Origin of the sequence: Xanthomonas sp. JAI131 (assembly GCF_013410075.1) — a bacterium.
GTDB lineage: Bacteria > Pseudomonadota > Gammaproteobacteria > Xanthomonadales > Xanthomonadaceae > Xanthomonas_A > Xanthomonas_A bonasiae.
This window is the reverse complement of sequence record NZ_JACCCN010000005.1, coordinates 126,927-153,019: the sequence shown is the minus strand read 5'-3', so window position 1 is coordinate 153,019 and position 26,093 is coordinate 126,927. Positions and strand designations below refer to the sequence as shown.

The window sequence follows — 26,093 nt, the reverse complement described above, 5'->3', positions numbered from 1 at the left end:
CGGCAGCTTGCGCGGCAACGCCGCATCGACGGCGGCGTCCATTGCGCATGTCCTGCTGTTGCTGCGCGGCAATCCGCATCGCAGCCCGCACCCTCGCACCGCAGAAAAAGGGCTGACCGGATTCAGTGAGCCGCGTCGCCAAACTGGCGATGAAGGTGTACAAATGTACACCATGGATACCCTCTCCCCACAACGCGCCGCGATCCTCGCCTACGTCCACGACTGCGCCGAGCAGGCCGGACGGCCGCCGAGCCTGGCCGAGATCGCCGAGCGCTTCGGCTTCGCCTCGCGCAACGCGGCGCGCAAGCACGTGCAGGCGCTGGTCGAGGCCGGGCTGCTGGAGCATGTGCCGCAGCAGGCGCGCAGCCTGCGACCGGTGCAGGCACAGCCGCGCAGCGGGCTGCTGCGGCTGCCGGTGCTGGGCCGGGTCGCCGCCGGCGCGCCGATCGGCGCCGATATCGGCCTGGACCAGCAGTTGCGGCTGGACCGCGCCGTGTTCGCGCTGCGTCCGGACTACCTGCTGCGCGTGCAGGGCGATTCGATGATCGACGACGGCATCCTCGACGGCGACCTGGTCGGCGTGCGCCGCAGCGCCGATGCGCGCAACGGCCAGATCGTGGTGGCGCGGCTGGACGGCGAGATCACCATCAAGCGCTATCACCACGATGGCGAACGCATCCAGTTGCTGCCGCGCAACCCGGCCTATGCGCCGATCGTGGTGCAGCCGGGCCAGGACTTCGCCATCGAAGGGCATTACTGCGGGCTGATCCGGCAAGGCTGATGGCTGCCGTCGTCGCCCTCGACCGCCTGCTGGCCGAACGCCGGGTCTGGCGCGGCCAGCCGACCGCGCTGCCGCCCAGCGCGCAGCCCACCGGCCATGCCGCGCTCGACGCCGCGCTGCCGGCGCGCGGCTGGCCGGAGATGGCGCTGACCGAACTGCTGCACGCCGCCGACGGCATCGGCGAACTGCAGCTGCTGTGGCCGACGCTGGCGCGGCTGTCGCAGGGCGGCGGCCGCATCGTGCTGGTCGATCCGCCCTATCTGCCCTACCCCGGCGCCTGGCAACAGGCCGGCGTGGCGCTGCCGCAGTTGCAGATCGTGCGCGCCGGCGCGGACGCGGCCTGGGCCGCCGAGCAATGCCTGCGCTCGGGCAGCTGCGCGGCGGTGCTGTGCTGGCCGGCGCAGGCCAACGACAAGACCCTGCGCCGGCTGCAGGTGGCGGCCGAGACCGGGCGCGCGCTGGGCTTCGCCTACCGGCCGCTGAAAGCCGCGGCCAATCCGTCGCCGGCCGCGCTGCGTATCGCCATCGATGCCGCACCGGCGCAGCTGCGCGTGCTCAAGTGCCGCGGCGGCATGCCGCCGGCGCGCGCCATTGCGCTGTCCGCGCTGGCCATGCCGTCGCCGGCCTCGGCTTGAGGACGCGTGCATGCGCTGGGCCTGCATCCTGCTGCCGCAACTGGCGCTCGACACGGTGCTGCGGCGCTGGCCGACGCCGGACCAACCGCTGGCGCTGCTCGCCGGCCCGCCGCAGCGGCGCACGCTGAAGGCGGTCAACGCCGCCGCGCGCGCGCGCGGCCTGCAGCCCGGGCAATCGCTGGCCACCGCGCAGGCGCTGTGCGACCGCTTCGCCACCGCCCTGCACGATGCCGAGGAAAGCCGCCGCTGCCAGCAGTTCCTGGCGGCGTGGGCGTACCGCTTCAGCTCGCTGGTCAGCACCGACTATCCCGGCGCGCTGCTGCTGGAAATCGAGGCCAGCCTGGGCCTGTTCGGGCCCTGGCCGCGCTTCGAGGCGCGCCTGCGCGAGGAGTTGACCGCGCTGGGCTTCCGCCACCGCATCGTGGTCGCGCCGCATCCGCTGGCCGCGCGCGTGCTGGCCAACGCGCACGACGGCATCGCCCTGCTCGACAACGCCGCGCTGCACGGCGCACTGGGCCAATTGCCGATCGCCCGCGCCGGGCTGGAACCGGGCCTGGCCGACGCCTTCGCGCGGATGGGCCTGCGCACGCTGCGGCAGCTGTTCGCGCTGCCGCGCAGCGGCCTGGCGCGGCGCTATCCGCCCACGCTGCTGCAGCACCTGGACGCCTTGCGCGGGCAGGCGCCTCTGCCGCTGCAGTACTACCTGCCGCCGGACCGCTTCGATGCGCGGCTGGAACTGGGCTACGCGGTGGAATCCAGCCAGGCCCTGCTGTTCCCGCTGCGCCGGCTGACTGCCGACCTGGCCGCGTTCCTGGCCGGGCGCGATGGCGGCGTGCAACGCTTCCAACTGCATCTGGAACACGAAGGCCTGGACGACAGCGTGGTGCCGGTCGGCCTGCTCGCCGCCGAGCGCGATGCGGCGATGCTGTTCGAACTGGCGCGCGGCCGCCTGCAACATGCCAGCGTGCCGGCGCCGGTGCAGGCCATGCGTCTGCGCGCCGACGAACTGCCGCCGTTCGTGCCGGCCGCGCGCGAACTGTTCGACGACCGCGCGCAGCAGGCGCTGCCCTGGGAACAGCTGCGCGAACGCCTGCGCGCCCGCCTCGGCGACGACGCGGTGCACGGCCTGCGCGCGCATGCCGACCATCGCCCCGAATGGGCGTGGCGCGCCGAATCCGGCAAGCCCGCGCAGGCAGGCAAGACCAAGCAACCGAGGGCGCCCCGCGCGGCTGCGTCCACCACGCTGCCGCGCCCCGGCTGGCTGCTGACCCGGCCGACTCCGCTGCGCGAGCGCGACCCCGAACGCCTGGCCGGCCCGGAACGCATCGAAAGCGGCTGGTGGGACGACGGCGATATCCGCCGCGACTACTACATCGTGCGTACCCGCCAGGGCCAGCGCGCCTGGGTGTTCGCGCCGGCCGATGCGCCGGACGCGCTGATGCTGCACGGCTGGTTCGCATGAGCCACAGCCCGCCACGTCCGCGACTGCGTGCCGTGCCGGCGCCTGCCGCGCAACCACCTGCCCCCCTGCACGACGCCACCTCCACGTCCGCACGCACGCCGCCGCCGGACTACGCCGAACTGCACTGCCTGTCGAACTTCAGCTTCCAGCGCGGCGCCTCGCATGCGCGGGAACTGTTCGAACGCGCCGCACGCCACGGCTACCGCGCGCTGGCGATCACCGACGAATGCACCCTGGCCGGCATCGTGCGCGCCTGGCAGGCGGCCAGGGACACCGGCCTGGCGCTGATCGTCGGCAGCGAATTCCAGCTCGAACACGGCCCCAAGCTGGTGCTGCTGGCCGAGACCCTGCACGGCTACCAGTGCCTGTGCCGGCTGATCACCCTGGCCCGCCGTCGCGCCGACAAGGGCACGTACCGCGCGCTGCGCGAGGACTTCGACGGCGATCTCGACGGCCTGCTGTGCCTGTGGCTGCCGCGCGACGACAATGGCGGCGACGCAAACGACGGCGCCTGGCTGCAGGCGCGCTTCGCGCAACGCCTGTGGCTGGCGGTGGAACTGCTGCGCGGCCCAGACGACGACGCCCTGCTGCACGCGCGCCTGGCGCTGGCCCGGCGCCTGCACCTGCCCGCCGTCGCCAGCGGCGACGTGCACATGCACGCGCGCGGCCGCCGCGCGCTGCAGGACACGCTGACCGCGATCCGCCAGCGCCTGCCGCTGAGCGAGGCCGGCGCGCACCTGTTCGCCAACGGCGAGCGCCACCTGCGTCCGCGCGCGACCCTGGCCACGCTGTATCCGCATGCGCTGCTGGCCGAGTCGGTGCGCATCGCGCAGCGCTGCACGTTCGACCTCGGCCAACTGCGCTACCAATACCCGCACGAGCTGGTGCCGCCGGGTCGGACGCCGACGCAATGGCTGCGCACGCTCACCGAGCAAGGCGCGGCCACGCGCTGGCCGCACGGCGTGCCGGAAAAGGCGCGACGCCTGATCGAGCACGAACTGGGCGTGATCCAGCGCCTGGGCTACGAGTCGTACTTCCTCACCGTCTACGACCTGGTGCGTTTCGCCAGGTCGCGCGACATCCTGTGCCAGGGCCGCGGCTCGGCGGCGAATTCGGCCGTGTGCTATGCGTTGGGCGTCACCGCGATCGACCCCGACCGCATCGGCATGCTGTTCGAGCGTTTCATCTCCGAAGAGCGCAAGGAACGGCCCGACATCGACGTCGATTTCGAGCACGACCGCCGCGAGGAGGTGATCCAGTACATCTTCAACCACTACGGCCGCGAGCGCGCGGCATTGACCACGGTGGCGATCCAGTACCACGGCCGCAGCGCGGTACGCGACGTGGCGCGCGCGCTCGGCCTGCCCGGCGACAGCATCGACGCGCTGGCCTCCACGCTGGGCCAGTGGGACGACGACGTCCCGCCGCACGAACGCCTGCGCGAACGCGGTTTCGATCCGGATACCGCGCTGATGCGCCGGCTGCTGGCGCTGAGCGCCGAGCTGATCGGCTTCCCCCGCCACCTGTCGCAGCACCCCGGCGGCTTCGTGATCTCCGAGCACCCGCTGCACACGCTGGTGCCGGTGGAGAACGCGGCGATGGCCGAGCGCACCGTGATCCAGTGGGACAAGGACGACCTGGAACTGGTCGGGTTGATGAAGGTGGACGTGCTCGCGCTGGGCATGCTCAGCGCGCTGCGGCGCACGCTGGACCTACTGCGTGCGCACCGCGGCCGCGATCTGGACCTGGCCAGCATTCCCGCCGAAGACGACAAGACCTACCAGATGATCCAGCGCGCCGACACCATCGGCGTGTTCCAGATCGAATCGCGCGCGCAGATGGCGATGCTGCCGCGACTCAAACCGCGCGAGTTCTACGACCTAGTGATCCAGGTGGCGATCGTGCGCCCCGGCCCGATCCAGGGCGGCATGGTGCATCCCTACCTGCGCCGGCGCAGCGGCGAGGAACAACCCGACGACTTGCCGGAGAAATTGAAGGAGGTGTTCAAACGCACCCTCGGGGTGCCGCTGTTCCAGGAACAGGTGATGCAGCTGGCGATCGTCGCCGCCGACTACGAACCCGGCGAAGCCGACCAGCTGCGCCGCTCGATGGCCGCCTGGAAGCGCCACGGCGGGCTGGAACCGCATCGCGAGAAGCTGACCAACGGCATGCTGAAAAACGGCTACAGCGCCGAATTCGCCGCGCGCATCTTCGAACAGATCAAGGGCTTCGGCAGCTACGGCTTCCCCGAGAGCCACGCCGCCAGTTTCGCCCTGCTCACCTACGCCAGCTGCTGGCTCAAGTGCCATGAACCGGCGGCCTTCACCTGCGCGTTGATCAACAGCTGGCCGATGGGCTTCTACAGCCCCGACCAATTGCTGCAGGACGCCCGCCGCCACGGCCTGCAGGTGCGTCCGGTGGACGTGCGCTACAGCGACTGGGATTGCGGGTTGGAAGCCTACAGCGCCGATCCGGCGGTGCAGCCGGCGATCCGCCTGGGCCTGCGCCTGGTCCGCGGCCTGGCCGAAGACGCTGCGCTGCGCCTGCAGCAGGCACGCGCGCAGGCGCCGTTCCACGATCTCGCCGACCTGTGCCAGCGCGCCGCGCTCGACGACAAGGCGCGTGACAGCCTGGCCGACGCCGGTGCGCTGAAACCGCTGGCCGGGCACCGCCACCGCGCACGCTGGGCGGTGGCCGGCGTCGAAGCGCAACGTCCACTGTTCGAGCCGCTCGCCGCCACGCCGGAACAGCAGGTGGCGCTGCCGCTGCCCAGCCTCGGCGAGGACATCCGCGCCGACTACGCGACCATCGGCACCACCCTGGGCAAGCACCCGCTGACCTTGCTGCGCCGGCAACTGCAAGCGCGCCGCTATCGCCACTCCGCCGAACTGCACGCCCTGCCCCACGCCAGCGCGGTCGCCATCGCCGGCCTGGTGACCATGCGCCAGCGCCCGCAGACCGCCAGCGGCGTCACCTTCCTCACCCTCGAAGACGAACACGGCCTGGTCAACGTCGTGGTCTGGCGCCGCCTGGCCGACCGCCAGCGCCAGGCGCTGATCGAATCCAGGCTACTGGCGGTGCGCGGCCGCCTGGAAACCGCCGACGGCGTGCGCCACCTGATCGCCGGCCACCTCGAAGACCTGACCCCGCTGCTGCTCGGACTGGACATCCGCAGCCGCGATTTCCATTGAGCCGATGAGCACGACGCTGCATGCCTTGCGCGTCGAACGGGCCGGCGCTGTTATTGCGCGGGCGCATCCGCTGCACGGCCGCACGCCTGCATCGCCCGTTGCACCGCATCCGCTTCGCCCAGGCGTTCGCGGTAGATGGTGGCGGCCAACTCGCGCCTGGCCTTGCTCGACCCGATCGAACCGTGACTGGCGATGTCCGACAACGGCCCGCCCAACTGGCGATACCTGGCCACGAGCCTGGCCGTCGCGGCCATGCTGTCGCACTCCACCGGTGCCGCCTGCACCGGCGCGCACGCCATCAGCAAACACGAAAAACCCAGCGCCGCGAGTGTCTTGTTCATAGCTGCTCCCAAGCGGAGACGAAGACCGCCATCCCCATGCGGCCGCGCAGGGCTGAAGCGCTGCAGCTCATCGCTGCACAGCGCTGCAGCGCGCGGCGCGGCATCGCCACACCACCACCGAGAGCACCGGCAAACAGGCCGCAGCGGCATCGGGCCGCGCGTATCGCCATCCGCTCAGTGCGGACAGCGCCGATGGAAGATAGCCAAGGCAACTGCCGTCGCCAGCCGTGTTGCGACGAAACCCGGCGGCGGCGGATCGAACAATCGGATCAGCGGCGCGAAGTGCGACAGCAACGTCGCCGCGCGCCGTCCATCGCGCAAGCACGGACGGCGCCCATGTCGGAGCGTGCGCGCAGCCATCCGCTGTTCGGGGCGCGTTCGGGCGGGCTGGCTGGCGCAATTCGACGACAGAAAAGCCGCTGGCGATGCGCGGCAGACTGCAGGCACCGAACGCATGCGCGCTCGACCGTCCACCTGCCAGAAGACCTGGCTACGTCACTGCAGAACGCGACTGTGCGCAAACGGCATTTCAAGCGGGCGAACGCCCGCCTGGACTTCGTCTTCGATCAAGGCGTGCGATGCGTCGAACACACGACCGTGGTCGGGTTTTGCCGAGCATGGCGCGCACGCAGGCAGCCATGCTCTTCGGTCGAACGCCATGGACAGGCCGAATGCATCCGGTTTCTTTATCCGTCAAAACTGCGCGGATCGACTGGCAGAAACCGGCGGTGCGGCAGAGCGTGGAATTGCATCCGGCACGCTCCCGTTGCGAGGTGCGGCGCCCGCGATCAGTGGGCAGGAGCGGCCAGGCGCGCGTACTGGTCGCGGCCGATCCAACCGGTGAACGAACCATTATTGGCATTGATGAATTCGACCTGGGCCCAGCCATCCTTGAACGCCAGCACGCCCACCACATCGCCCTTGACGACATAAGCACCCTTGGGCGTCTTGGGGCCCGGCGTTTTCTGCAGATACGCCTTGTCGGCGGACACCGTCACCAGGCCGATCCATGTGTTGCTGGCGGTCCGGGTCAGATCCAGGCCAGTGGCGATTTCCGGCATCAACACATTGAGGCAACCGGGATGCTGACGGCCCTGCTTCACGGTCAGCGTCACGCCGTCGGACGAAGCCGCCACGGTTCCGGGGTAGGCCTCGTGCGACCACGTGGTGACCGAGACCGGCGCGTTCCCCTCGGCCTTGCCCTGCAGATAGAACGTACAGCCACGGCTCACGCCCTCGCCCATCTCTTCCGAGTAGAAGCCTTCGATCCGATGCTCGGGCGTCACCGCGAGCATCAGCCCTTCGTACTTGCCCGAATGCAGCGCAGCCGTGCCCGCGAGTGCAGGCGCTACGGGGCAAAGCGAGAACAAACCAATAGCCAGAAACCGGATGATCGCCATTTTTTTCCTTCAAGTGCTTCGCAAGTTCTTTGAAGCTTTTGTCATGGAAACCATCATAACCGTCGCAGGTATGCAGCACGGCCACCAAATCGCGCTCTTGATGGCCTCGCTCCACAGCGGACGCTTGCTGCAAAGCCGGGAACGCCTTCGATCGACTATCGCCAATGGCCGCGTCGCCCACTCGGAACCGAGCAGACGATGGTCGTTGCCAGACCCGATTGCGCCGCGCAGCTTGCGCGGCACCGACTATGGCTTCCGGCCCAACCCCGTCAGCAGCGTCTGTACGCCTTTCCAGCCCCAGTACACCCGATGGCACGCGATCAGGCCGCGCGCATCCAGGTCCATGACTTCCACCAGGTCGACCTGATCGCCGTCCGGCGTTTCTCGCGGATATTCCCAGACCACCTGGCGCTGCGAAGCATGCCAACGACCGCTGCGATACCAGCGGCCGAGGCCGTTTTCGGGCTGGGCGAAGGACGCCGCGAAGAACGTCCTGAGCGCTTCGCGTCCCTGCAGCCTTCCATCCTGCCGCTCTGCGGAGACCACATAGGCCAAGGGCGTTTCCAGCATCGCGTCTTCCGCGTACAACGCCATCAGCGCATCCAGATTCCGCTCGACAACGCTTTTGTGCCATTGCTCGAAGATGCGGCGGGCATCGCCCTCCGATCCGTTCGATCGCGCTTCGATTTCGCTCATGCAAGACACTCCGATGCAGTGCACTGCAGTCTAGGAACATGCGCAGGCCGTCGATTCGATGCGTGTCGAAGCGTTCCGGCGAGGCGCGGTCTATGATGGCCGCGCCCGCCAGGAGTGCACACGATGCCGGTCGAACAGCCCAAGCTTGCCGCGACCACGTTCCTCATCGCCGATCCCGCCCGCGCCGCCATGTTGATGGCGCTCATCGACGGGCGTGCACTGCCTGCCGGCGAGCTCGCCTTCGCCGGCGGCGTCACCCCGCAGACGGCCAGTTCGCACCTGGCGAAACTGCTGGACGGCGGCTTGCTGGCAGTCGAGATCCAAGGCCGCCACCGCTACTACCGGCTGGCCGGTTCGCACGTCGCGTTCGCACTGGAGAATCTGGCGACGCTCGCCGCGCCCGCCGCACCGCGATGCCGGAAAGCGGGGCGCAAGCAACAATCGCTGACCTTGGCCAGATGCTGTTACGACCACCTGGCGGGGCGACTGGGCATCGCGGTGACCGAAGCGCTGGAGCGGCGCGCGCTGATCGTCAGACAAGACGACAAGCAATACGCGGTATCCGCCGAAGGCAGCGCATGGTTCGCGCGGATGGGGCTGGACGTTGCGCGCCTCGTCCCGACCAGGCTCGGCATCGCACGACAGTGCCTGGACTGGACCGAACGCAAGCACCACCTCGCCGGACCGCTCGGCGTCGAGTTGCTTGCGCTGCTTTGCGCCAAACACTGGCTGCGCCGCGAACAGGGCACGCGTGCGATCCACATTACCGACATCGGCTGGGCCGGCCTGCAGACCGAGCTGGGAATCGGCCGGCTTGCCGGGGACGAACTGCCGCTCGCTTCCTGAGCGGCAAACCATTCCGACGGTTGCAATGCGCTCTACGCAGAGTCTCAGCATCGGATCGCGCGACAGCGGGGAGTGCCGCGGCGATCGCATAGGGATCCGAACTCACCGGTCGCAAACGACGCCTTTTTTAGAAGGCTCATGCCTCGGAAGCGTCCAGCGCGTACCGGCGCTGGCAATGCTCGCAGAAGAACGCGCGCCGCTGCGCCTTGCCGAGCTGCTTGCGATAGGTCAGCAGATGTCCGTCGCGCGGACAGGTGGTCTTGGTATGCACCTGGTAGTGCTTCTTCAGCACGAAGGCCTTTTTCCAGGTATAGAAATCGAAGCTGTATTCGCGCGCCTGCGTCACCAGCTCGGCCAGCTTGCGCGGCGGCAACGCCCCGATTTCGCTCTCCGGATGTACGCGGATGCGGAACAGCACCTCGTTCTTGATGATGTTGCCGACCCCGGCGAACACGTCCTGGTCCAGCAACGCATCGGCGGCCAGCGTGCGCGGCCGCAAGCGCAGCTTGCGCCGCGCCTGCCCCGCATCCCAATCCGGGTTCATCACGTCCCCACGCCAGTCGTAGGCCTCGTCCAGCGCGCCTTCGATGAACTTGACCGAACACGCGTAGAAGTTCAGTTCCTCGCCCTTGGCGAAGCCCAGGCTCAGCCGCGGCGATGCCTCCTTGCGCGCATTGATCCGGTAGCTGCCGAACAGCAGGAAATGGATGCGCACGCTGAACCCGTCGAATTCGATCAGGAAGTGCTTGCCCCAGCTGCGCAGCGACAGGATCTTGCGGTTGCGCATCCGCGCCAGCTCCTGCTTGCTGTTGCCGGACACCCGCAACACCTTGCGCCCCGCGAACGCGGCCGCCTCTTCTTTCAGGATGACGATCGAAGGACCTTCGGGCATGACCGCAGTATCGATGGCGGCCGTGAGCGGTTCGTGATTCCGAAAGCGAACGCTAGTGATCTGCCGTCAGATGCGGAATCCTTCCGGGATCTTGAATGGATCGCCAGACGCCGACGGACACTCATGGAAGATCTTTTCCTTGCGGACATCAATGATTCCGTAAGCCCCGCTTGGGTTGATCAAAAGCAAATGTGCGTTGAGTACGACGCGTACGGACCCATCGTCGTATGACTTGGTCATTTCGTGAGCAAGCGATGGAACCGTCCAGTCGGGGTGAGCACTGGCGGCAGCCTCCCTGAGCGCTTGCACCACGTCCTCTTTGCTTGAACACGCCGGTAGCGTTTTGAGCTTCCCAAGCATGCGCTCGAGCGCAGCCGCGACTTCCGTTTCACTCAGGGACATTTCTTCGATCCTATGCAGCAAGGGCAGACACTGCTCGGCGATTCTTGCTACGAAAACACAGCGCGATCGCCAGCCACCGGACATGCCCGCTTCCGGCATGCGCCTGCGGCAGTCGCAGCAACCGACACGACGACGGCTAGGGCGAGCGTGCCGTACTCATCGGCACAACGAAAAAGGCCACCTGCGAGGGTGGCCTTGGTCGTCTGTCGCGTGGTGGGCGGTGCAGGGTTCGAACCTGCGACCCTTGCCGTGTGAAGGCAATGCTCTACCGCTGAGCTAACCGCCCGTGTCGCGAGCCGCACATTATAGGGGCGTTGCGGCTGGCGTCAACGGTCCCCGCGGAGGCCGTGCCGGCGCGGCCGCTACATGGTCTGGGTGGGCTTGTCGGCGTTGAGGGTGCCGGCCAGCTGGGTCTCGATCTTGTTGCGGATGGTCTCGCCTTCGCTGTTGTCCGGCAGCTGCACGCCGATGCCGGCGGTGCGGTTGCCCTGCGCGCCCATCGGGGTCACCCAGATCACCTTGCCGGCCACCGGCAGGCGCTCGCTGGAATCGGGCAGGGTCAGCAGCAGGAACACTTCGTCGCCCAGGAAATAGCGCTTGGGCGTGGGCACGAAGATGCCGCCGTTCTTCACGAACGGCATGTACGCGTTGTACAGCGCCGCCTTGTCCTTCACCGCCAGCGACAGGATGCCCTGACGTCCGCTCATCGCACTCATCGTTGTCCCCCTCTCCGGACCGGGCGATCGCCATCGCGCCAGGCCAACAACAGTTCCGCGATGGCCAGGTCGCCACGGACGGTGGTGCGCAGCAGGTCGCGGGTGCGATTGGCTGCGTCGAACCAGGTGGCCAGCTTGTGCAATCGCGCCGGGTCGGTCAAGCCGGCCTGCGAGGCCTGCGCCAGCGCCAGGTCGGCGGCATGGCCCAGGCGCTGCTCGGCGAAGCCGTCGGCGCTCCAGCGCTGTGCCGCCTCGACCGTGCCCAGCTTGCCCGCGGCGACCTGCTCCAGGTCCGCGGCCACCTGCCGGCGCAGCTTCAGGCCGTCCTCGCGCAGCCACTGCGCGGCCAGGCCGGGATGGCCGCGCGCGGCGGCCAGCGCTTCGCGCGCGGTCTTTTCCGGGAACTCCTGGGCCAGCAGCCAGGCGATCGCCTCGTCGGCCGGCGGCAGCTTGAATTCCAGGCGCTGGCAGCGGCTGCGGATCGTCGCCGGCAGCCGCGCCGGCTGCGCGCTGATCAGCCACAGGTAGCGGCCGGGTTGCGGCTCCTCCAGGGTCTTGAGCAGGGCGTTGCAGGCGGCGCGGTTGATCGCGTCGGCCGGGTCCACCACCACCACCTGGGCGACACCGTACTGCGGGGTCAGCGACAGCTTCTGCGAGATCTCGCGCACCTGTTCGATGACGATCTCGGTGCGCAGCTTGTCGCCGGTGCGGTTGGGAATGAACGAGATCAGCTGCAGGTCGGGATGGGTGCCGGCGGCGATCAGCTGCGCGCTGCGCAGGTTCGCGGCCGGCTCGCCCTGGCCGAGCACGTGCGCGGCCAGCTTCAGCGCCACCGCGCGCTTGCCCAGGCCGTCCGGGCCGCAGATCAGCAGGCCGTGGCCGAGCCGGCCGGCGTCGAGCGCGGCCACGGTCTGCTCGTAGGCGCGCTGCTGCCAGGGCGCGAAGGGCAGCTCGCTCATGGCGTGCTCCCCTGCTGTACCCAGGCCGCCAGCGCCGCGGCCACGTCGTGCGCCACCGCCTGCGGCGGCTGGCTGGCGTCGATGGTGCGGAAGCGCTGCGGGTCCTGTGCGGCGCGCTGGCGGAAGCCGGCGCGCACGCGCTGGAAGAAATCGTCCTGCTCGCTCTCGATCCGGTCCGGCCACAGGTCGCGGCCGCTGGTGCGGGCGCGGCCGATCTGCACGTCCAGGTCCAGCAGCAGGGTCAGCCCCGGCTGCAGGCCGACCGCGCGCCGCTCCAGGTCGGCGATCCAGGCTCGGTCCAGGCCGCGGCCTTCGCCCTGGTAGGCGTAGCTGGAATCGGTGAAGCGGTCGCTGACCACGTAGGCGCCGCGTTGCAGCGCCGGACGGATCACCTCGCGCACATGCTGGGCGCGCGCGGCGAACACCAGCAGCAGTTCGGTCTCGGCGGCCAGCGGCTCGGCCGGCTGCAGCGCCGGCGCGTTGTTGAGCAGCAGCTCGCGGATGCGTTCGGCCAGCGGGGTGCCGCCGGGCTCGCGGGTCAGCACCACCTCGTGGCCCTGCGCCTGCAACCAGTCGCGGATCGCGTTGATCGCGGTGGTCTTGCCGGCGCCCTCGCCGCCTTCCAGGCTGACGAAGCGATGGTGGCGCAGCACGGCCTCGCTCATGGCGTCACCGCCGCGCCGCTGCGCGCCTGGCGCAAGCGCTGCAGATAGCGCGCCACCGCCGCGGTGTGCTCGGCATAGCTGGCGGAAAACACGTGCGCGCCGCTGCCGTCGCCGACCGCGACGAAGTACAGGCTGTCGCCGGGCGCCGGATTGGTCGCCGCGCGCAGCGCATCGCGGCCAGGCATGGCGATCGGGGTCGGCGGCAGGCCGCTGCGGGTGTAGGTGTTGTACGGGGTATCGGTTTCCAGGTCGCGCTTGCGGATGTTGCCGTCGTAGGCGCTGCCGATGCCGTAGATCACGGTCGGATCGGTCTGCAGCTTCATGCCCTGCTGCAGGCGGCGCACGAACACGCCGGCGATCTGCGGCCGCTCGGCGGCCAGACCGGTTTCCTTCTCCACGATCGAGGCCAGGGTCAGCGCCTGCTCCGGCGACTGCAGCGGCAGCCCGTCGGCGCGCGCGTCCCAGGCCTCGGCCAGCGCCTTGTCCATCGCCGCATGGGCGCGCTGCAGCACGTCCAGATCGCTGTCCTCGCGCTGGTACAGGTAGGTCTCCGGCAGGAAGCGGCCTTCCGGGTGCTGCCCGGGCTGGCCGAGCTTGGCCATCAGTTCGCTGTCGCTGAACTCGGTGGCGACGTGGCGCAGCGGCGTGGCCGCGTTCAGCGCCGCGCGCAGCTGGCGGATGTTCCAGCCTTCGACGATGGTGAAGCGGTAGTGGATCACCTGGCCCTTGCGCATGCGGATCAGCAGTTCGCGCGGCGTCAGCGCCGGCTGCAGCGCGTATTCGCCGACCTTGAGCTTGCCGGCGGCATCGAGCTGGCGCGCCAGCAGTTGCCACTGCAGGTTGCTGCCCTGTTCGACCCCGGCCGCACGCAACTTGCGCAGCACGCCGTTGAACGAATCGCCGCGCGCCACCTCCACGCTGGGCTGCGCCGCGTGCAGCGGCTGGTCGGCGAAGGCGCGATAGCCCTGCCACCACCGCGCGCCGGCCGCGGCGGCCAGCAGCGCAAGCACCAGCAATGCCGCCAGCAGGGTCAGACACCCGCGTTTAGCCCAAGCCACGACCACCTCGAAGCGAATTCAACGGGGTGCAGGATACCGCGCGGCCGGCATCGGCCGGTATCGCGACCGTGCCGCTCACGGTTCCAGCGCGCGCAGCAGGCCGCGCGCCTTGGCCCGGGTTTCGTCGAGTTCGCGCTCGGGCTGCGAATCGACCACGATGCCGGCGCCGGTGCGGAAATGCGCCTGCGCACCGTCCACTTCGGCGGTGCGGATCAGGATGTTCAGGTCCATGTCGCCGTCGCGGTTGAGCCAGCCGAACGCGCCGGTGTAGGCGCCGCGCGGAGTCTGTTCCAGCTCGGCGATGATCTGCATGCAGCGCACCTTGGGGCAGCCGGTGATGGTGCCGCCGGGGAAGGTGGCGCGGATCACGTCGCCGGGGCTGACCCCGGCGCGCAGCCGCCCGCGCACGTTGCTGACGATGTGGTGCACGTGGGCGTAGCTTTCCACCGTCATCAGCTCGTCGACCTCGACGCTGCCCGGCGCGCAGACCCGGCCCAGGTCGTTGCGCTCCAGGTCGATCAGCATCACGTGCTCGGCGCGTTCCTTGGGGTGCCCGACCAGCTCGCGGATGCGCGCGGCCTCGTCGTCGCCGGGCGCGCGCGGGCGGGTGCCGGCGATCGGCCGGGTCTCGACCACGTCGCCGCGCACCGATACCAGCCGTTCCGGCGAGGAACTGACCACGGCGCGGCCATGGCCGACGAACAGGCCTGCGAACGGCGCCGGATTGGCGCGGCGCAGCTGCGCGTACAGCGCGGCCGGATCCAGCGCGGCGGCGAAACGCGCCGACCAGCGCCGCGACAGGTTGACCTGGAACACGTCGCCGGCGCGCAGGTAGTCGAGGATGCGGCGCACGCCATCGACGAAGCGCTGCGGCGGGTCTTCGTCGATCGCCAGCGGCGGGGTCCAGGCCGGCAGCGGCGCGGCGGCCGGCACGGCCTGCAGATCGGCGAGCAGTTGGTCCAGCAGCCCTGCGTGCGCGGTTTCCGCCAGCGCCACGCACTCGCCGCTGGCATGGTCGCGCAGCAGCGCGGCCGGGCAGCGCAATGCCAGCGCGACCGGCGCCGCCGCCTGCCCCTGCGGCAACTGCAGCACCGGCTCGACCTGCGCCGCCAGCTCGTAATCCAGCAGCAGCGCCCAGCCGCCGCGGAACGGCCAGCGCGGTTCGTCGCGCGCGCAGCGTTCGGCCTGCCAGTGCGCGTCCAGCGCGGCCAGGAAATCGCCCTCGACAACCGCGCCGCGCAGGTCGCGGGTGACGCCATCGCGGTCCAGGCGCAGGCCCTCGCCGCCGGCGATCAGCAACAGGTCCCAGCGGCCCTGCGCGGTCCCCGACGCCGCCGATTCCAGCAGCAACGGATAGCGCTGCGGCGCCAGGCGGTGCAGCGCCAGCAGATCGGTGTCGGCCGGCAGGGGAACGGTACGCAGCATCGAAGACCCGGTGGAAGATGGAGGTGATGCGGATGCAGGCGGCGGCGCCCTGCTCCATGCGAACGATCGGCGCCTACAACCCGCTACCTCGCGAAGCGCCTGGCACTGGCGTGCTGCAGCATGCGATAGAACGAACCGGCGCCGTCACCGCAGCAAACCGCCAGGCTACACGACGCCTATCCGGCACCACCGCGACTGCAATTGACCTGGCGACGCGCGCCACCAGAGCGCTGGCGCGTGCGGACCACGCCTCAGCGCTGCAGGCGCGTCATCGCGCGTACCGGACAACGCGCGACCCCAGAAGCATCCGCACCACCGGGCGTCTTGCGCAGACCGACAAACAAACGAAGCGCGGATCGCGAGAGGAACCGGGACGGCTCCAGCTCTTGCCAATCCCGAATCCCCACTCCCCAATCCCGGCTCAATCACATCCGCTTGAACACCAAGGTCCCATTGGTCCCGCCGAAGCCGAACCCATTGGACATCGCCACGTCGATCTTCTTCTCGCGCGCCACATTCGGCACGTAGTCCAGGTCGCAGCCTTCGCTGGGCTCTTCCAGGTTGATCGTCGGCGGGATGATGCCGGTGTGCAGCGCCATCACCGAGAAGATCGCCTCGGCGCCGCCGGCCGCGCCGAGCAGGTGCCCGGTCATCGACTTGGTCGAGCTGACCATGGTCTTGTAGGCGTGGTCGCCCAGCGCGCGCTTCATCGCCAGGGTCTCGGCCAGGTCGCCCAGCGGCGTGGAGGTGCCGTGCGCGTTGAGGTAGTCGATCTGGTCGGGGTTGAGCTTGGCGTCCTTGATCGCCGCCAGCATGCTGCGCGCGGCGCCTTCGCCGTCCTCGCTCGGGGCGGTCATGTGGAACGCGTCGGAGCTGGCGCCGAAGCCGACCAGTTCGGCATAGATGCGCGCGCCGCGCGCCTTGGCGTGTTCGTACTCTTCCAGCACCAGCACGCCGGCGCCGTCGCCGAGCACGAAGCCGTCGCGGCCCTTGTCCCACGGCCGCGAGGCGGCGGCGGGATCGTCGTTGCGGGTGGACATCGCCTTCATCGAGCAGAAGCCGCCGACCGAGGTCGGCGAGGAGCCGCGCTCGGCGCCGCCGGCCAGCATCACGTCGGCATCGCCGTGCTGGATCATGCGCAGCGCGGTGCCGATCGAATGGTTGGAGGTGGCGCAGGCCGAGACCGCCGAGAAGGTCGGGCCCTTCAGGCCCTTGATCAGGCTCACCTGCCCGGGGAGCATGTTGATGATGGTGCTGGGCACGTAGAACGGCGAGATCTTGCGCGCGCCGCCCTCGTGGAATTTGATGGTCTGCTCCTCGATGCCGAGCAGGCCGCCGATGCCCGAGCCGAGGATCGCGCCGATGCGCTCGGCGTTGCTGTCGTCGATCACCAGGCCCGAATCGTCCAGCGCCATGAACGAGGCGCCGACGCCGTAGTGGATGAACGAATCCATCTTCTTGGCGTCCTTGACCGACACGAACTTGGTCGGATCGAAATCCTTGATCTCGCCGGCGATCTTGGTGGTGAACTGCGACGCATCGATCTGGGTGATCGGGCCGATGCCGGAACGCCCGTTGACGATTCCTTCCCAACTGCTGGCCAGGTCATTGCCCAACGGCGATACCAGGCCCATGCCGGTTACGACGACGCGACGGCTCATTGCGAAATCTCCTCGCCGCGATGCGCGCGGCGTTGACGCTGTAAAAACACAGGGCCGCATGCGCGGCCCCATGGGATTGTCACGCGGACCGGACCCACGCAGGCGCCGATCGCGATCGAGAACGGAGCATCAGCTCTTGACGTGCGCCTTGACGTAGTCGATGGCCTGCTGCACCGAGGTGATCTTCTCGGCTTCTTCGTCCGGAATTTCGCACTCGAACTCTTCTTCCAGCGCCATCACCAGCTCGACGGTGTCCAGCGAGTCGGCACCGAGGTCATCGACGAACGATGCGCTGTTGGTGACTTCTTCTTCCTTGACGCCGAGTTGTTCGACGACGATTTTCTTGACGCGTTCTTCGATGGTGCTCATTGGGATATCGCTCCAGATGGAGTAGTGGTGGTTCGAAACGCCATCGGGCTGCGATGGCCGCGTTGGATAGTGTAGTGGAAACCGCCCGGCGCTTGCATCGCTGCACAAACGCCCATCGATCAGCCACTTAGGCGCAGTCCTTGCGCCGCAGGCTTACGGCATGTACATCCCGCCGTTCACATGCAGGGTCTCTCCGGTGATGTAGCCGGCCCCGGGGCCGACCAGGAACGCCACCGCGTTGGCGATGTCGGCCGGCTGGCCGAGCTGGCCCAGCGCGATCTGCTCCAGCAGCGCGGTGCGCTGCGCCTCGGGCAGGGCCTTGGTCATGTCGGTGTCGATGAAACCCGGCGCGACCACGTTGACGGTGATGCCGCGCGAGCCGATTTCCTTGGCCATCGACTTGGAGAAGGCGATGATCCCGGCCTTGGCCGCGGCGTAGTTGGCCTGGCCCGGATTGCCGGTCACGCCGACCACCGAGGCGATGTTGACGATGCGGCCCTTGCGCGCCTTCATCATGCCGCGCAGCACCGCCTTGGAGGTGCGGAACACGCTGGTCAGGTTGGTGTCGATGATCGCCTGCCAGTCCTCTTCCTTCATCCGCATCAGCAGGTTGTCGCGGGTGATGCCGGCGTTGTTGACCAGGATCGAGACCGCGCCGAATTCCTTGCCGATCGCCTCGATCAGCGCCTCGACCGCGGCCGGATCGGTGACGTCCAGCGCGCGGCCGTGACCGCCGTTGGCGGCCATCCGCTCGCCGATCGCCTGCGCGCCGGAGGCGGAGGTGGCGGTGCCGATGACGGTGGCGCCCTGCGCGGCCAGGGTGTCGGCGATGGCCGCGCCGATGCCGCGGCTGGCGCCGGTGACCAGGGCGATCTCGCCCTGCAATGGCTTGCTCATCTGCTGTTCCTTGGGGGAAGGACGGCGCGCGAAGCGCCGCGGGAAAGGCCGCCGCCGCGGGCGCAAGCGCCCGCGCGCGGCAGCGGGATCAGGCGGCCCAGGTCTCGAGCGCGGTGGCGAAGTCGGCCGGGGTGGCCAGCGCGCGCCCGTCCAGCGACTTGTCGATGCGCTTGATCAGCCCGGTCAGCACCTTGCCCGGGCCGCATTCGGCCACGCGGGTGGCGCCGCGCGCGGCCAGCGCCTGCACGCAGCCGGTCCAGCGCACCGGCAGGTACAACTGCTCGACCAGCGCCTGGCGGATCGCATCGATGCCGTCGTGCACCTGCGCATCCACGTTCTGCACCACCGGCAGCTGCGGCGCGTGCCAGGCCAGGCCGCGCATCGCCTCGGCCAGGCGGTTGGCGGCCTCGCGCATCAGCGGCGTGTGCGAGGGCACGCTGACCGCCAGCTTCACCGTCTTGCGCACGCCGCGCTCGGCCAGCAGCGCCAGCGCGCGGTCGACCGCCGCCGCGTCGCCGCCGATCACCACCTGGCCGGGCGAGTTGTAGTTGGCCGGGACCACCACCTGGCTGCCGGCGGCCTGCGCGCAGACCTCCTCGACCAGCGCGTCCTCGGTGCCGATCACCGCGGCCATCGCGCCGACCCCGGCGGGGGCCGCGTCCTGCATCAACTGGCCGCGCAGGCGCACCAGGTGCGCGCCGTCGTGCAGCGACAGCGCGCCGGCCGCGACCAGCGCGCTGTATTCGCCCAGGCTGTGCCCGGCCAGCAGCGCCGGCCGCGCGCCGCCCTGGGCCAGCCACAGCCGCCACAGCGCCACGCTCGCCGCCAGCAGCGCCGGCTGGGTGTATTCGGTGCGGTTGAGCATTTCCTCGGGGCCGCCCTGGGTCAGCGCCCACAGGTCGACGCCGGCGCCGTCGGAGGCCTCGACGAAGCTGTCGCGCAGCGGCGGGTGCAGTTCGGACAGTTCGGCCAGCATGCCCAGCGACTGCGAACCCTGGCCGGGGAAAACGAAGGCGAGTGTGGAATCGGTCACTGAAATGCCCAACAGCGAAAAACGAGCGGCGATGATAAGGGCGAAACCGGCCGTGCGTCTGTACCCGGGCGTATGTGCGCCTGCAGCAACGCCGGCGCCGCGCCAGGCGCGGGCGCTGCCGGAAACGCTCAATCGCGGTCGGGCGCGCCGAGCGGGAACAGGCCGCGATACGGCCGCGCCTCGTCCACGGCGCGGGCGAACGCGGCGCGCGCCAGCAAGCGCGCGCGATACGCGCGGACATGCGCGAACGAGGCGGCGATGCGATGCGTCCAGTCCGCATAGAACAGGAACGGCGCCGCCGCGCAATCGGCCAGGCTGAAGTCCTCGCCGGCGGCCCAGGTCCGGTCGGCCATGGTCCGATCCAGCCACGCATACGCGGTGTCGAGCGTGGCGCGCGCATCGGCCACGCCGCGCGGATCGCGTTCGCCCTCAGGCCTCAGGCGATCGGCCACGATCTTCTGCTGCGGCGTGGCGAGGTAGTTGTCGAAGAAGCGGTCCATGAAGCGGACCTCCAGCGCCGCGCGCGGATCGGCCGGCAGCAACGGCACCGGCCCGGGATGGTGCAAGGCCAGATGCTCGATGATGATCGTCGCCTCGGCGACGCTGCGGCCGGCATCCACCAGCAGCGGAAAGCGTTTCAGTGGCCAGCGTGCGCCCAGTTCGGCCATGGGCTGCGGGTCGTCGCCAGCCAGCTGGCGATACGCGAACGGCGTGCCGTTCTCGTACAGCGCGACCAGGACTTTCTGGCAGTAGGACGAGAATGGATGGGCATAGAGCGTCAATGACATCGTCGAACACCTCGAAGTGAAGACCGGAGCAGGCGCGGAGGCGCTGCTGTCCTGACGACGCTCGGCGGAGACGGAAATCGACATGCGTGGATGGCGCACACGGCCGCGGGCACGGAACCGCGCGACCACAGCCCCGCGCCCGGCGGGGCGCCGGCCGGGCGCGCAGGTGTCTTGCAGGAGAGGAGACGCGGTGGCGCGGGCGGCGGGCGCCCGCGCGACGATCAGTAGCGCAGCAGCGCCGAGCCCCAGGTGAAGCCGCCACCGAAGGCTTCCAGCAGCAGCAGCTGGCCGCGCTGCACGCGGCCGGAACGCACCGCCACGTCCAGCGCCATCGGCACCGAGGCGGACGAGGTGTTGCCGTGCATGTCCACCGTCACCACCACCTGGTCCATCGACAGTTCCAGGCGCTTGGCGGTGGCTTCGATGATGCGCAGGTTGGCCTGGTGCGGGATCAGCCAGTCCAGGTCGCCCTTGTTCAGGCCGTTGGCGTCGAGGGTCTCGTCGACCACCGCGTCCAGCGCCTTGACCGCGTACTTGAACACCTCGCTGCCCTTCATCTGGATGCCGCCGGCGGAGGCGTCGCCGGTGCCGTCGCCGAGCCCGGTGGAGATGCCGACCGGATTCCACAGCAGTTCCTTCTTGCTGCCGTCGGCGTGCAGGTGGGTGCTGAGGATGCCGGTGTCTTCATCGGCGCGCAGGACCACCGCGCCGGCCCCGTCGCCGAACAGCACGCAGGTGGTGCGCTCGGTCCAGTCGACGATGCGGCTGAGGGTCTCGGTGCCGATCACCAGCACGGTCTTGGCGTCACCGCAGCGGATGAACTTGTCGGCCACGCTGAGCGCGTAGACGAAGCCCGAGCAGGCGGCATTGACGTCGAGCGCGGCGCAACCGACCGCACCCAGCCGCGCCTGGATCAGGCAGGCGGTGGACGGGAAGATCAGATCCGGGGTGGTGGTGCCGACGACGATCATGTCGAGCGCGGCGACCTCGATACCGGCCGCCTCGATCGCCTTCAACGCGGCTTCGTAGCCGAGGTCGCCGGCGGTCTGGCCCGGCGCGGCGATGTGCCGCTCGCGGATGCCGGTACGGCTACGGATCCATTCGTCGCTGGTATCGACCATGTGCGACAGATCGTCGTTGGTCAACACTTTTTCAGGCAAATAGCTACCGGTGCCCGCGATCCTGGAATAGATCCGCTTGCTCATGCTGATTCCTGTTGCCTGTTACGCAGGCCGCCCGCGCGGGCGCGGCCTGTGAAGATGGGTGACTCCGTCCGCCGCGGCGCGAGGGACGGGCACGGATCAATCTTCTTCGACCTGCGAGGTCTTGGTGGCGATCACCTTCTTGCCGCGGTAGTAGCCGTCGGCGGTGATGTGGTGGCGCAGGTGGATCTCGCCGCTGGTCGGGTCGGTCGACAGCTGCTTGGCGCTGAGGGCGTCGTGCGAACGGCGCTGGCCGCGGCGGGACGGGGTGACACGGGATTTCTGCACAGCCATGGGATTGCTCCAAACTCGGTTCGTTTACATCTGTCGTCATTACGTCGCGCAGGACGCGCGCGTCCGGCAACAACCTTCAAGGCAGCGCGCCGGCGGGCCGACCGCTACTGTTTCTTCAGCGCCGCCAACGCCGCGAACGGGTTGGCCTTGCTCACCTCTTCCTCGGTCGCCGGCCAGTCCTGTTCGACCGCCTCGCTTCCGGGCGCCACCGGCACCAGCGGAACCGCCAGCACCAACTCGTCCTCGACCAGATCGGCGGGCCGCAGCATGCCGTCGTCCGGCACCAGCAAGGCCTCGTAATCCGGCGGCAGCGCGGCCTCTTCGGCCTCGCTGCGGATCAGTCCCAGCCGCTGTACGCTGGACACCGGCAGCAGGAAGCGCTGCAGGCTGCGCTGACAGATCAGCGGCAGCTCGGTTTCGAGCGTCAGTTCGACGTAGGACACTTGCAGTACAGCGTCGCGGCCGAATTCCAGCGTGTAGCGGCATTCGCCTTCGGTATCGGCCAGGCTGCCTTGCAGACGGGTCATCGCCGAGAGCGGCAGGCGGTCTTCGAAGACCCTGCGCGCTGCGACCATCCGCCAGGCATCCAACAGTTCGGGCACGTTCGCGGACATAAGCCGCAGAATGTTAAGGACTAGGACAGGCTCTGTCAAACCGTCCTGTCCTCCTGCTTGCCCGGCCGCACGCAGCGCCGCAGACTGCCGGCCCCGGCGCCCGCGCCGCCCTGCCCGACCTCGCCAATGCCGCGCCTGATCCTGGCCTCCACCTCCGTCTACCGCCGCGAGCTGCTGCAGCGCCTGCGCCTGCCGTTCGACAGCGCCCGCCCGCAGGTCGAGGAGACGCCGCTGCCCGGGGAAGCGCCGCTGGCGCTGGCGCAGCGCCTGGCGCGGGCCAAGGCCGCAGCGGTGGCCGCCGGCGCCGCCGATGCCTGGGTGATCGGCTCCGACCAGGTCGCCGAACTCGACGGCCAGCCGCTGGGCAAGCCCGGCCATGCCGAGGCCGCGCAGGCGCAGCTGGCGGCGATGTCCGGGCGCAGCGTGCGTTTCCATACCGCGGTGTGCCTGCTGCGCGGCAAGCGGGCGCTGCAGCTGTGCGACCTGACCGAAGTGCGCTTCCGCGTGCTGCAGGCCGAGGAGATCGCCCGCTACATCGCCGCCGAGCAGCCGCTGGACTGCGCCGGCAGCTTCAAGTGCGAAGGCCTGGGCATCAGCCTGTTCAGCGCGATCCACAGCCAGGACCCGACCGCGCTGGTCGGGCTGCCGCTGATCGGCCTGGCCGGGCTGCTGCGCGAGGCCGGCTACGTGCTGCCCTAGGGCGCGCCATCAATCCCCGAGCAGATCGCGCCGCTCTTGTGGGTGCACGAGGCAAGCAAGAGCGGGAAGGTATGGAGGATGGTTCCGCCCGGGCGATGACGTAGCGCCGAAGGCGCACAAGAGCGGCCCTGCGGGTTGGGCCTGTCAGGCCCAACGCGACCTACTCGGGAATCGATGACACGCCCTAGCCCGGCGAGGCCGGCGTCAACGCCGGCCGACGCGGCACCACTGGTAGGGGAAGCGCGCCTGCCCGACCCAGGACTCGTGGACTGCGCAGGTGCCCAGCTGCAAGGCCAGGCCGTAGCGGGCCAGTTGCTGGTCGGCCAGGGCCAGCGCCGCGCGGTCGCCCGCGGCGATGTCGATGGCCCGCTCCGGCAGGATCGTCCACTGGCAGCGGCCATCGCGCTCGGTCACCGCCGCGCGTACCGGCCGGTGCGCCAGGCGCCGCATCAGCCGGCAGTCCGGCCCCCGGTCCAGGCCCAGCCGCGCAGCCAGCGCATTGAGCCGCTGCAACCGCGCGACGTTGCGATCCACCGTCGCCGGCAACAGCGCATAGCCCTGGCCGCGTTCGGCCAGCAGCGCCTGCACGCGCTCGGCGTAGGCCGGCGACTCGGGGAAATTGGACGCCACCGACGCGTACGCCGCCTGCGCCGGCAGGAACGGGATGCGCCACGACTGCGGCACGTCGCCGACCAGCAGCACCAGGCTGCGCGCCGGCTGCGGCATGCTCGGCGCCTGCACCCGGAACGCCGCGCGCGCCCAGCGCTCGTGGCCCCAGTCGCCCCAGCCCTGTAGCGCGACCAGCGCGCAGGCGATCAGCGTCCAGCGCGCCGCCGGGGCGGCGATGCGTGCCGGCAGCAAGCGCCGCAGCCCGACCCACAGCACCAGCGGCGCCAGCAACTCCGGCACCACCAGGTAGCGCTGGATGCTGAAGACCGACTGCCAGGCCAGATACGCGACCACGAAGAACACCAGCAGCGCGCGCCACGCCGGCGCGACCACGTCGCTGGCCGCCGCGGGCCGGGGTGGCCGGCGCAGCGCGAACCGCAGCAGCGCGGCCAGGCCGACCAGGTAAAGCAACGGCCAGACGATCTGCCGCAAGGCGACCTCGCTGACCCGGTTCGGCGCGAACGAGAAGTGCAGCGGCCAGCTCAGCCGCTGCAACCAGCCCTGCGGCAGCCAACGCGTATCGCTGAGCGCCACCGGCTGCGCCAGCGGCGCCAGGAAGTGGCTGTTGAACTGCGGGAACAGCGGGTTGCCGAAGGCCTTCCACACGCCCAGCAACCACGGCCCGGCCAGGACCGCGAAGCCGAGCACGGTGACCGCGGTCAGTACCGCGGCGCCGCCGACGCGTTGCCGCATGCGGCCGCCCGCGGCCAGCGCCGCCACGCCCAGCGCAAGCGCGAACGCCGCATTGGTCAGCTTGCAGGCCAGCGCCAGGCCCAGCAACGCACCGGCCAGCGCCCACCACGCAATCGCCACGCCCTGCCCGGCCGCCTGTTGCCGGCGCTGCGCGTGCAGCGCGGCCAGCAACGCGCCCAGCACCGGCAGCGCACTGCTGTTGTCGGCCATGGTGCCGGCGAATTCGGACAGGAACGCGGCGCTGCACATGCCGGCCAGGGCCAGCCACGGCGCCAGCCGCGCCCGGTCCAGGCGCGGGTCCAGCACCTGCCAGACGATGCCGGCCAGCAGCAGGAACGCCAGCGCGTGCAGCGCGCCCATCGCAAATCCCGCCAGCGGCGCCGGCAGGCCGGTCATCAGCGCGTAGTGCAGCATGTCCAGCAGCGGATTGAAGTAGCTCTGCAGCTGCGCCGGCGCCAGGTCCGTGCCCAGGCGGCCATGCAGCGCGGCATAGCCGTTGTACAGGTGGTAGTTGCGCAGATCCCAGTTGGCGTCCTGGCCCAGCAGCAGCGACAGCACGCCGCCGAGCAGCGCGACCGCGATGCCGGCGGCGATCACGTTGCCGCGGTCGTGGAAAGCGAAGCGGCGATCCAGCGCGCGCAGCAGGCGCTGGCGGCGAGTTGGACGCGGCACTGCCGCGCTTGCCGCACTCATGCGCGGTCGTCTTCGGCTGCGGGAGACGCCGCCGGCGACCGCAACGGCAGCGCCGGGATCGCCAGATAGGCCAGGCGCTTGGCCTCGACCCGGCCGCGGGTCACCGTGTCCAGGATCAGCCCGCAGGCCAGCAACAGGAAGCCGAGCAGCACCAGCGCCGAGCACAGGATCGCGGTCGGAAAGCGCGGCACCAGGCCGGTGTGCGCGTAGGTGAGCACCAGCGGCACCGCCAGCCCCAGCGCCAGCAGCACGCAGGCGCCGAAGCCCAGCGAGAAGAACAGCAACGGCCGTTCGGCCTTGAACAGGCGCAGGATGGTCAGCAGGATCCGGGTGCCGTCGTGCCAGGTGCGCAGCTTGCTCTGCGAGCCTTGCGGCCGCGCGCCGTAGGCCGTGGCCACCTCCGCCACCGGCATGCGCAGCTGCAGCGCGTGCACCGCCAGTTCGGTCTCGGTCTCGAAGCCGGCGGCATGGGCGGGAAACGACTTCACGTAGCGGCGCGAGAACACCCGGTAGCCGGACAGCATGTCGTCGAAACTGCGCCCGAACAGGAAGCTCACGCAGCGGGTCAGCAGCACGTTGCCGACGCGGTGCCCGGCGCGGTAGGCGGCGGCCTCCTCGCTGCGCCGCGCGCCGACCACCATGTCCAGGCCATCGCGCAGCAGGCGCTCGATCAGCGCCGGCGCCATCGCCGCGTCGTAGGTCGCATCGCCATCGACCAGCACGTACACATCGGCATCCACATCGGCGAACAGGCGCCGCACCACGTTGCCCTTGCCCTGCAGTGCGACTTCGCGCACCTGCGCGCCGGCCGCGCGCGCCCGCGCGATGGTGGCGTCGCTGGAATTGTTGTCGAACACGTGGATGCTCGCCGTCGGCAACTGCGCGGCGAACGCGGCGACGACCTGGGCGATCGTGGCCGCTTCGTTGTGGCAGGGAACCAGCACCGCGATCCGCGGCATGGCCGCGGCGTGGGCAGCAGAAAGACTCGGCATGGGCGGTGGGCGGTCCTGCG

The 26,093-nt window shown here is 69.9% G+C and carries 26 protein-coding genes and 1 tRNA gene; 6 read left to right on the top strand and 21 right to left on the bottom strand.

The window, feature by feature from the left end; genetic code table 11:
- The first annotated feature begins 172 nt into the window (after window positions 1–172).
- From lexA to HDC36_RS20295, 4 genes are read left to right on the top strand one after another with little or no spacing between them, the layout of a single operon-like run.
- Complete coding sequence (gene lexA / locus HDC36_RS20310; protein ID WP_179570677.1) at window positions 173–781, top strand: transcriptional repressor LexA; 609 nt, start codon at window positions 173–175, stop codon at window positions 779–781.
- On the top strand, window positions 781–1,416 hold the full coding sequence (gene imuA / locus HDC36_RS20305; RefSeq protein WP_179570676.1) for a translesion DNA synthesis-associated protein ImuA: 636 nt from the start codon (window positions 781–783) through the stop codon (window positions 1,414–1,416). The genes lexA and imuA overlap by 1 nt, the downstream gene beginning before the upstream one ends.
- A 10-nt stretch (window positions 1,417–1,426) precedes the next feature.
- Window positions 1,427–2,878 (top strand): DNA polymerase Y family protein, encoded by a 1,452-nt coding sequence (locus HDC36_RS20300; protein WP_179570675.1) that lies wholly within the window; start codon window positions 1,427–1,429, stop codon window positions 2,876–2,878.
- Window positions 2,875–6,069, top strand: a complete 3,195-nt coding sequence (locus tag HDC36_RS20295; protein ID WP_255432841.1) for an error-prone DNA polymerase — start codon at window positions 2,875–2,877, stop codon at window positions 6,067–6,069. Before HDC36_RS20300 ends, HDC36_RS20295 begins: the two co-directional genes overlap by 4 nt.
- A 50-nt stretch (window positions 6,070–6,119) precedes the next feature.
- On the opposite strand, the gene HDC36_RS20290 is transcribed toward HDC36_RS20295, so the two are convergent.
- From HDC36_RS20290 to HDC36_RS20280, 3 genes are all read right to left on the bottom strand, one after another.
- Complete coding sequence (locus tag HDC36_RS20290) at window positions 6,120–6,410, bottom strand: hypothetical protein (protein WP_179570674.1); 291 nt, start codon at window positions 6,408–6,410, stop codon at window positions 6,120–6,122.
- A 788-nt stretch (window positions 6,411–7,198) separates the two neighbouring features.
- Window positions 7,199–7,810 (bottom strand): hypothetical protein, encoded by a 612-nt coding sequence (locus tag HDC36_RS20285; protein WP_255432839.1) that lies wholly within the window; start codon window positions 7,808–7,810, stop codon window positions 7,199–7,201.
- A gap of 246 nt (window positions 7,811–8,056) precedes the next feature.
- A complete protein-coding gene (locus HDC36_RS20280) occupies window positions 8,057–8,506 on the bottom strand; it encodes a nuclear transport factor 2 family protein (protein WP_179570673.1) in 450 nt (149 codons plus the stop codon).
- A 123-nt stretch (window positions 8,507–8,629) separates the two neighbouring features.
- Here HDC36_RS20280 and HDC36_RS20275 point away from each other — a divergent pair, with 123 nt between their 5' ends.
- The gene (locus HDC36_RS20275; RefSeq protein WP_179570672.1) at window positions 8,630–9,352 is read left to right on the top strand and encodes a helix-turn-helix transcriptional regulator; all 723 of its coding nucleotides are present in this window, start codon (window positions 8,630–8,632) and stop codon (window positions 9,350–9,352) included.
- A 136-nt stretch (window positions 9,353–9,488) separates the two neighbouring features.
- On the opposite strand, the gene HDC36_RS20270 is transcribed toward HDC36_RS20275, so the two are convergent.
- From HDC36_RS20270 to HDC36_RS20195, 16 genes are all read right to left on the bottom strand, one after another.
- A complete protein-coding gene (locus HDC36_RS20270; protein ID WP_179570671.1) occupies window positions 9,489–10,244 on the bottom strand; it encodes a DNA-formamidopyrimidine glycosylase family protein in 756 nt (251 codons plus the stop codon).
- A 66-nt stretch (window positions 10,245–10,310) separates the two neighbouring features.
- Window positions 10,311–10,646: a hypothetical protein gene (locus HDC36_RS20265; protein WP_179570670.1), complete on the bottom strand. Its 336-nt coding sequence runs from the start codon at window positions 10,644–10,646 to the stop codon at window positions 10,311–10,313.
- A 211-nt stretch (window positions 10,647–10,857) separates the two neighbouring features.
- Window positions 10,858–10,932 (bottom strand) — tRNA-Val (locus HDC36_RS20260).
- Window positions 10,933–11,008: 76 nt separating this feature from the next.
- The gene (locus HDC36_RS20255; RefSeq protein WP_003468813.1) at window positions 11,009–11,362 is read right to left on the bottom strand and encodes a PilZ domain-containing protein; all 354 of its coding nucleotides are present in this window, start codon (window positions 11,360–11,362) and stop codon (window positions 11,009–11,011) included.
- Window positions 11,359–12,321, bottom strand: coding sequence for a DNA polymerase III subunit delta' (locus HDC36_RS20250; protein WP_179570669.1), 963 nt, complete (start codon window positions 12,319–12,321; stop codon window positions 11,359–11,361). The genes HDC36_RS20255 and HDC36_RS20250 overlap by 4 nt, the downstream gene beginning before the upstream one ends.
- Window positions 12,318–12,986 (bottom strand): dTMP kinase, encoded by a 669-nt coding sequence (gene tmk / locus HDC36_RS20245; RefSeq protein WP_179570668.1) that lies wholly within the window; start codon window positions 12,984–12,986, stop codon window positions 12,318–12,320. Before tmk ends, HDC36_RS20250 begins: the two co-directional genes overlap by 4 nt.
- A complete protein-coding gene (gene mltG, locus HDC36_RS20240) occupies window positions 12,983–14,044 on the bottom strand; it encodes an endolytic transglycosylase MltG (protein ID WP_179570667.1) in 1,062 nt (353 codons plus the stop codon). The genes tmk and mltG overlap by 4 nt, the downstream gene beginning before the upstream one ends.
- A gap of 75 nt (window positions 14,045–14,119) precedes the next feature.
- On the bottom strand, window positions 14,120–15,469 hold the full coding sequence (locus tag HDC36_RS20235; RefSeq protein WP_179570666.1) for an aminodeoxychorismate synthase component I: 1,350 nt from the start codon (window positions 15,467–15,469) through the stop codon (window positions 14,120–14,122).
- Window positions 15,470–15,894: 425 nt separating this feature from the next.
- The gene (gene fabF / locus HDC36_RS20230) at window positions 15,895–17,130 is read right to left on the bottom strand and encodes a beta-ketoacyl-ACP synthase II (RefSeq protein ID WP_179570665.1); all 1,236 of its coding nucleotides are present in this window, start codon (window positions 17,128–17,130) and stop codon (window positions 15,895–15,897) included.
- 129 nt (window positions 17,131–17,259) lie between these two features.
- Window positions 17,260–17,499, bottom strand: a complete 240-nt coding sequence (gene acpP, locus HDC36_RS20225; protein ID WP_046981398.1) for an acyl carrier protein — start codon at window positions 17,497–17,499, stop codon at window positions 17,260–17,262.
- Window positions 17,500–17,652: 153 nt separating this feature from the next.
- Complete coding sequence (gene fabG, locus HDC36_RS20220) at window positions 17,653–18,396, bottom strand: 3-oxoacyl-ACP reductase FabG (protein WP_179570664.1); 744 nt, start codon at window positions 18,394–18,396, stop codon at window positions 17,653–17,655.
- Window positions 18,397–18,484: 88 nt separating this feature from the next.
- The gene (gene fabD / locus HDC36_RS20215) at window positions 18,485–19,429 is read right to left on the bottom strand and encodes an ACP S-malonyltransferase (RefSeq protein ID WP_179570663.1); all 945 of its coding nucleotides are present in this window, start codon (window positions 19,427–19,429) and stop codon (window positions 18,485–18,487) included.
- Between the two features lie 128 nt (window positions 19,430–19,557).
- Window positions 19,558–20,217 (bottom strand): glutathione S-transferase family protein, encoded by a 660-nt coding sequence (locus HDC36_RS20210; RefSeq protein WP_179570662.1) that lies wholly within the window; start codon window positions 20,215–20,217, stop codon window positions 19,558–19,560.
- Between the two features lie 221 nt (window positions 20,218–20,438).
- Complete coding sequence (locus tag HDC36_RS20205) at window positions 20,439–21,422, bottom strand: beta-ketoacyl-ACP synthase III (protein WP_179570661.1); 984 nt, start codon at window positions 21,420–21,422, stop codon at window positions 20,439–20,441.
- A gap of 96 nt (window positions 21,423–21,518) precedes the next feature.
- A complete protein-coding gene (rpmF, locus tag HDC36_RS20200) occupies window positions 21,519–21,713 on the bottom strand; it encodes a 50S ribosomal protein L32 (protein ID WP_009608206.1) in 195 nt (64 codons plus the stop codon).
- 104 nt (window positions 21,714–21,817) lie between these two features.
- A complete protein-coding gene (locus tag HDC36_RS20195; RefSeq protein WP_179570660.1) occupies window positions 21,818–22,327 on the bottom strand; it encodes a YceD family protein in 510 nt (169 codons plus the stop codon).
- Window positions 22,328–22,453: 126 nt separating this feature from the next.
- On the opposite strand from HDC36_RS20195, the gene HDC36_RS20190 reads away from it, so the two are divergent.
- Complete coding sequence (locus HDC36_RS20190) at window positions 22,454–23,026, top strand: Maf family nucleotide pyrophosphatase (RefSeq protein WP_179570659.1); 573 nt, start codon at window positions 22,454–22,456, stop codon at window positions 23,024–23,026.
- 204 nt (window positions 23,027–23,230) lie between these two features.
- Here HDC36_RS20190 and HDC36_RS20185 read toward each other — a convergent pair whose 3' ends face one another.
- Together HDC36_RS20185 and HDC36_RS20180 are read right to left on the bottom strand one after the other, a co-directional pair.
- Complete coding sequence (locus HDC36_RS20185; RefSeq protein ID WP_179570658.1) at window positions 23,231–25,081, bottom strand: glycosyltransferase 87 family protein; 1,851 nt, start codon at window positions 25,079–25,081, stop codon at window positions 23,231–23,233.
- Window positions 25,078–26,073 carry a glycosyltransferase family 2 protein gene (locus tag HDC36_RS20180; RefSeq protein ID WP_179570657.1) on the bottom strand — a complete coding sequence of 332 codons (996 nt, stop codon included), beginning with the start codon at window positions 26,071–26,073 and terminating at the stop codon, window positions 25,078–25,080. Before HDC36_RS20180 ends, HDC36_RS20185 begins: the two co-directional genes overlap by 4 nt.
- Between the last annotated feature and the right edge of the window lie 20 nt (window positions 26,074–26,093).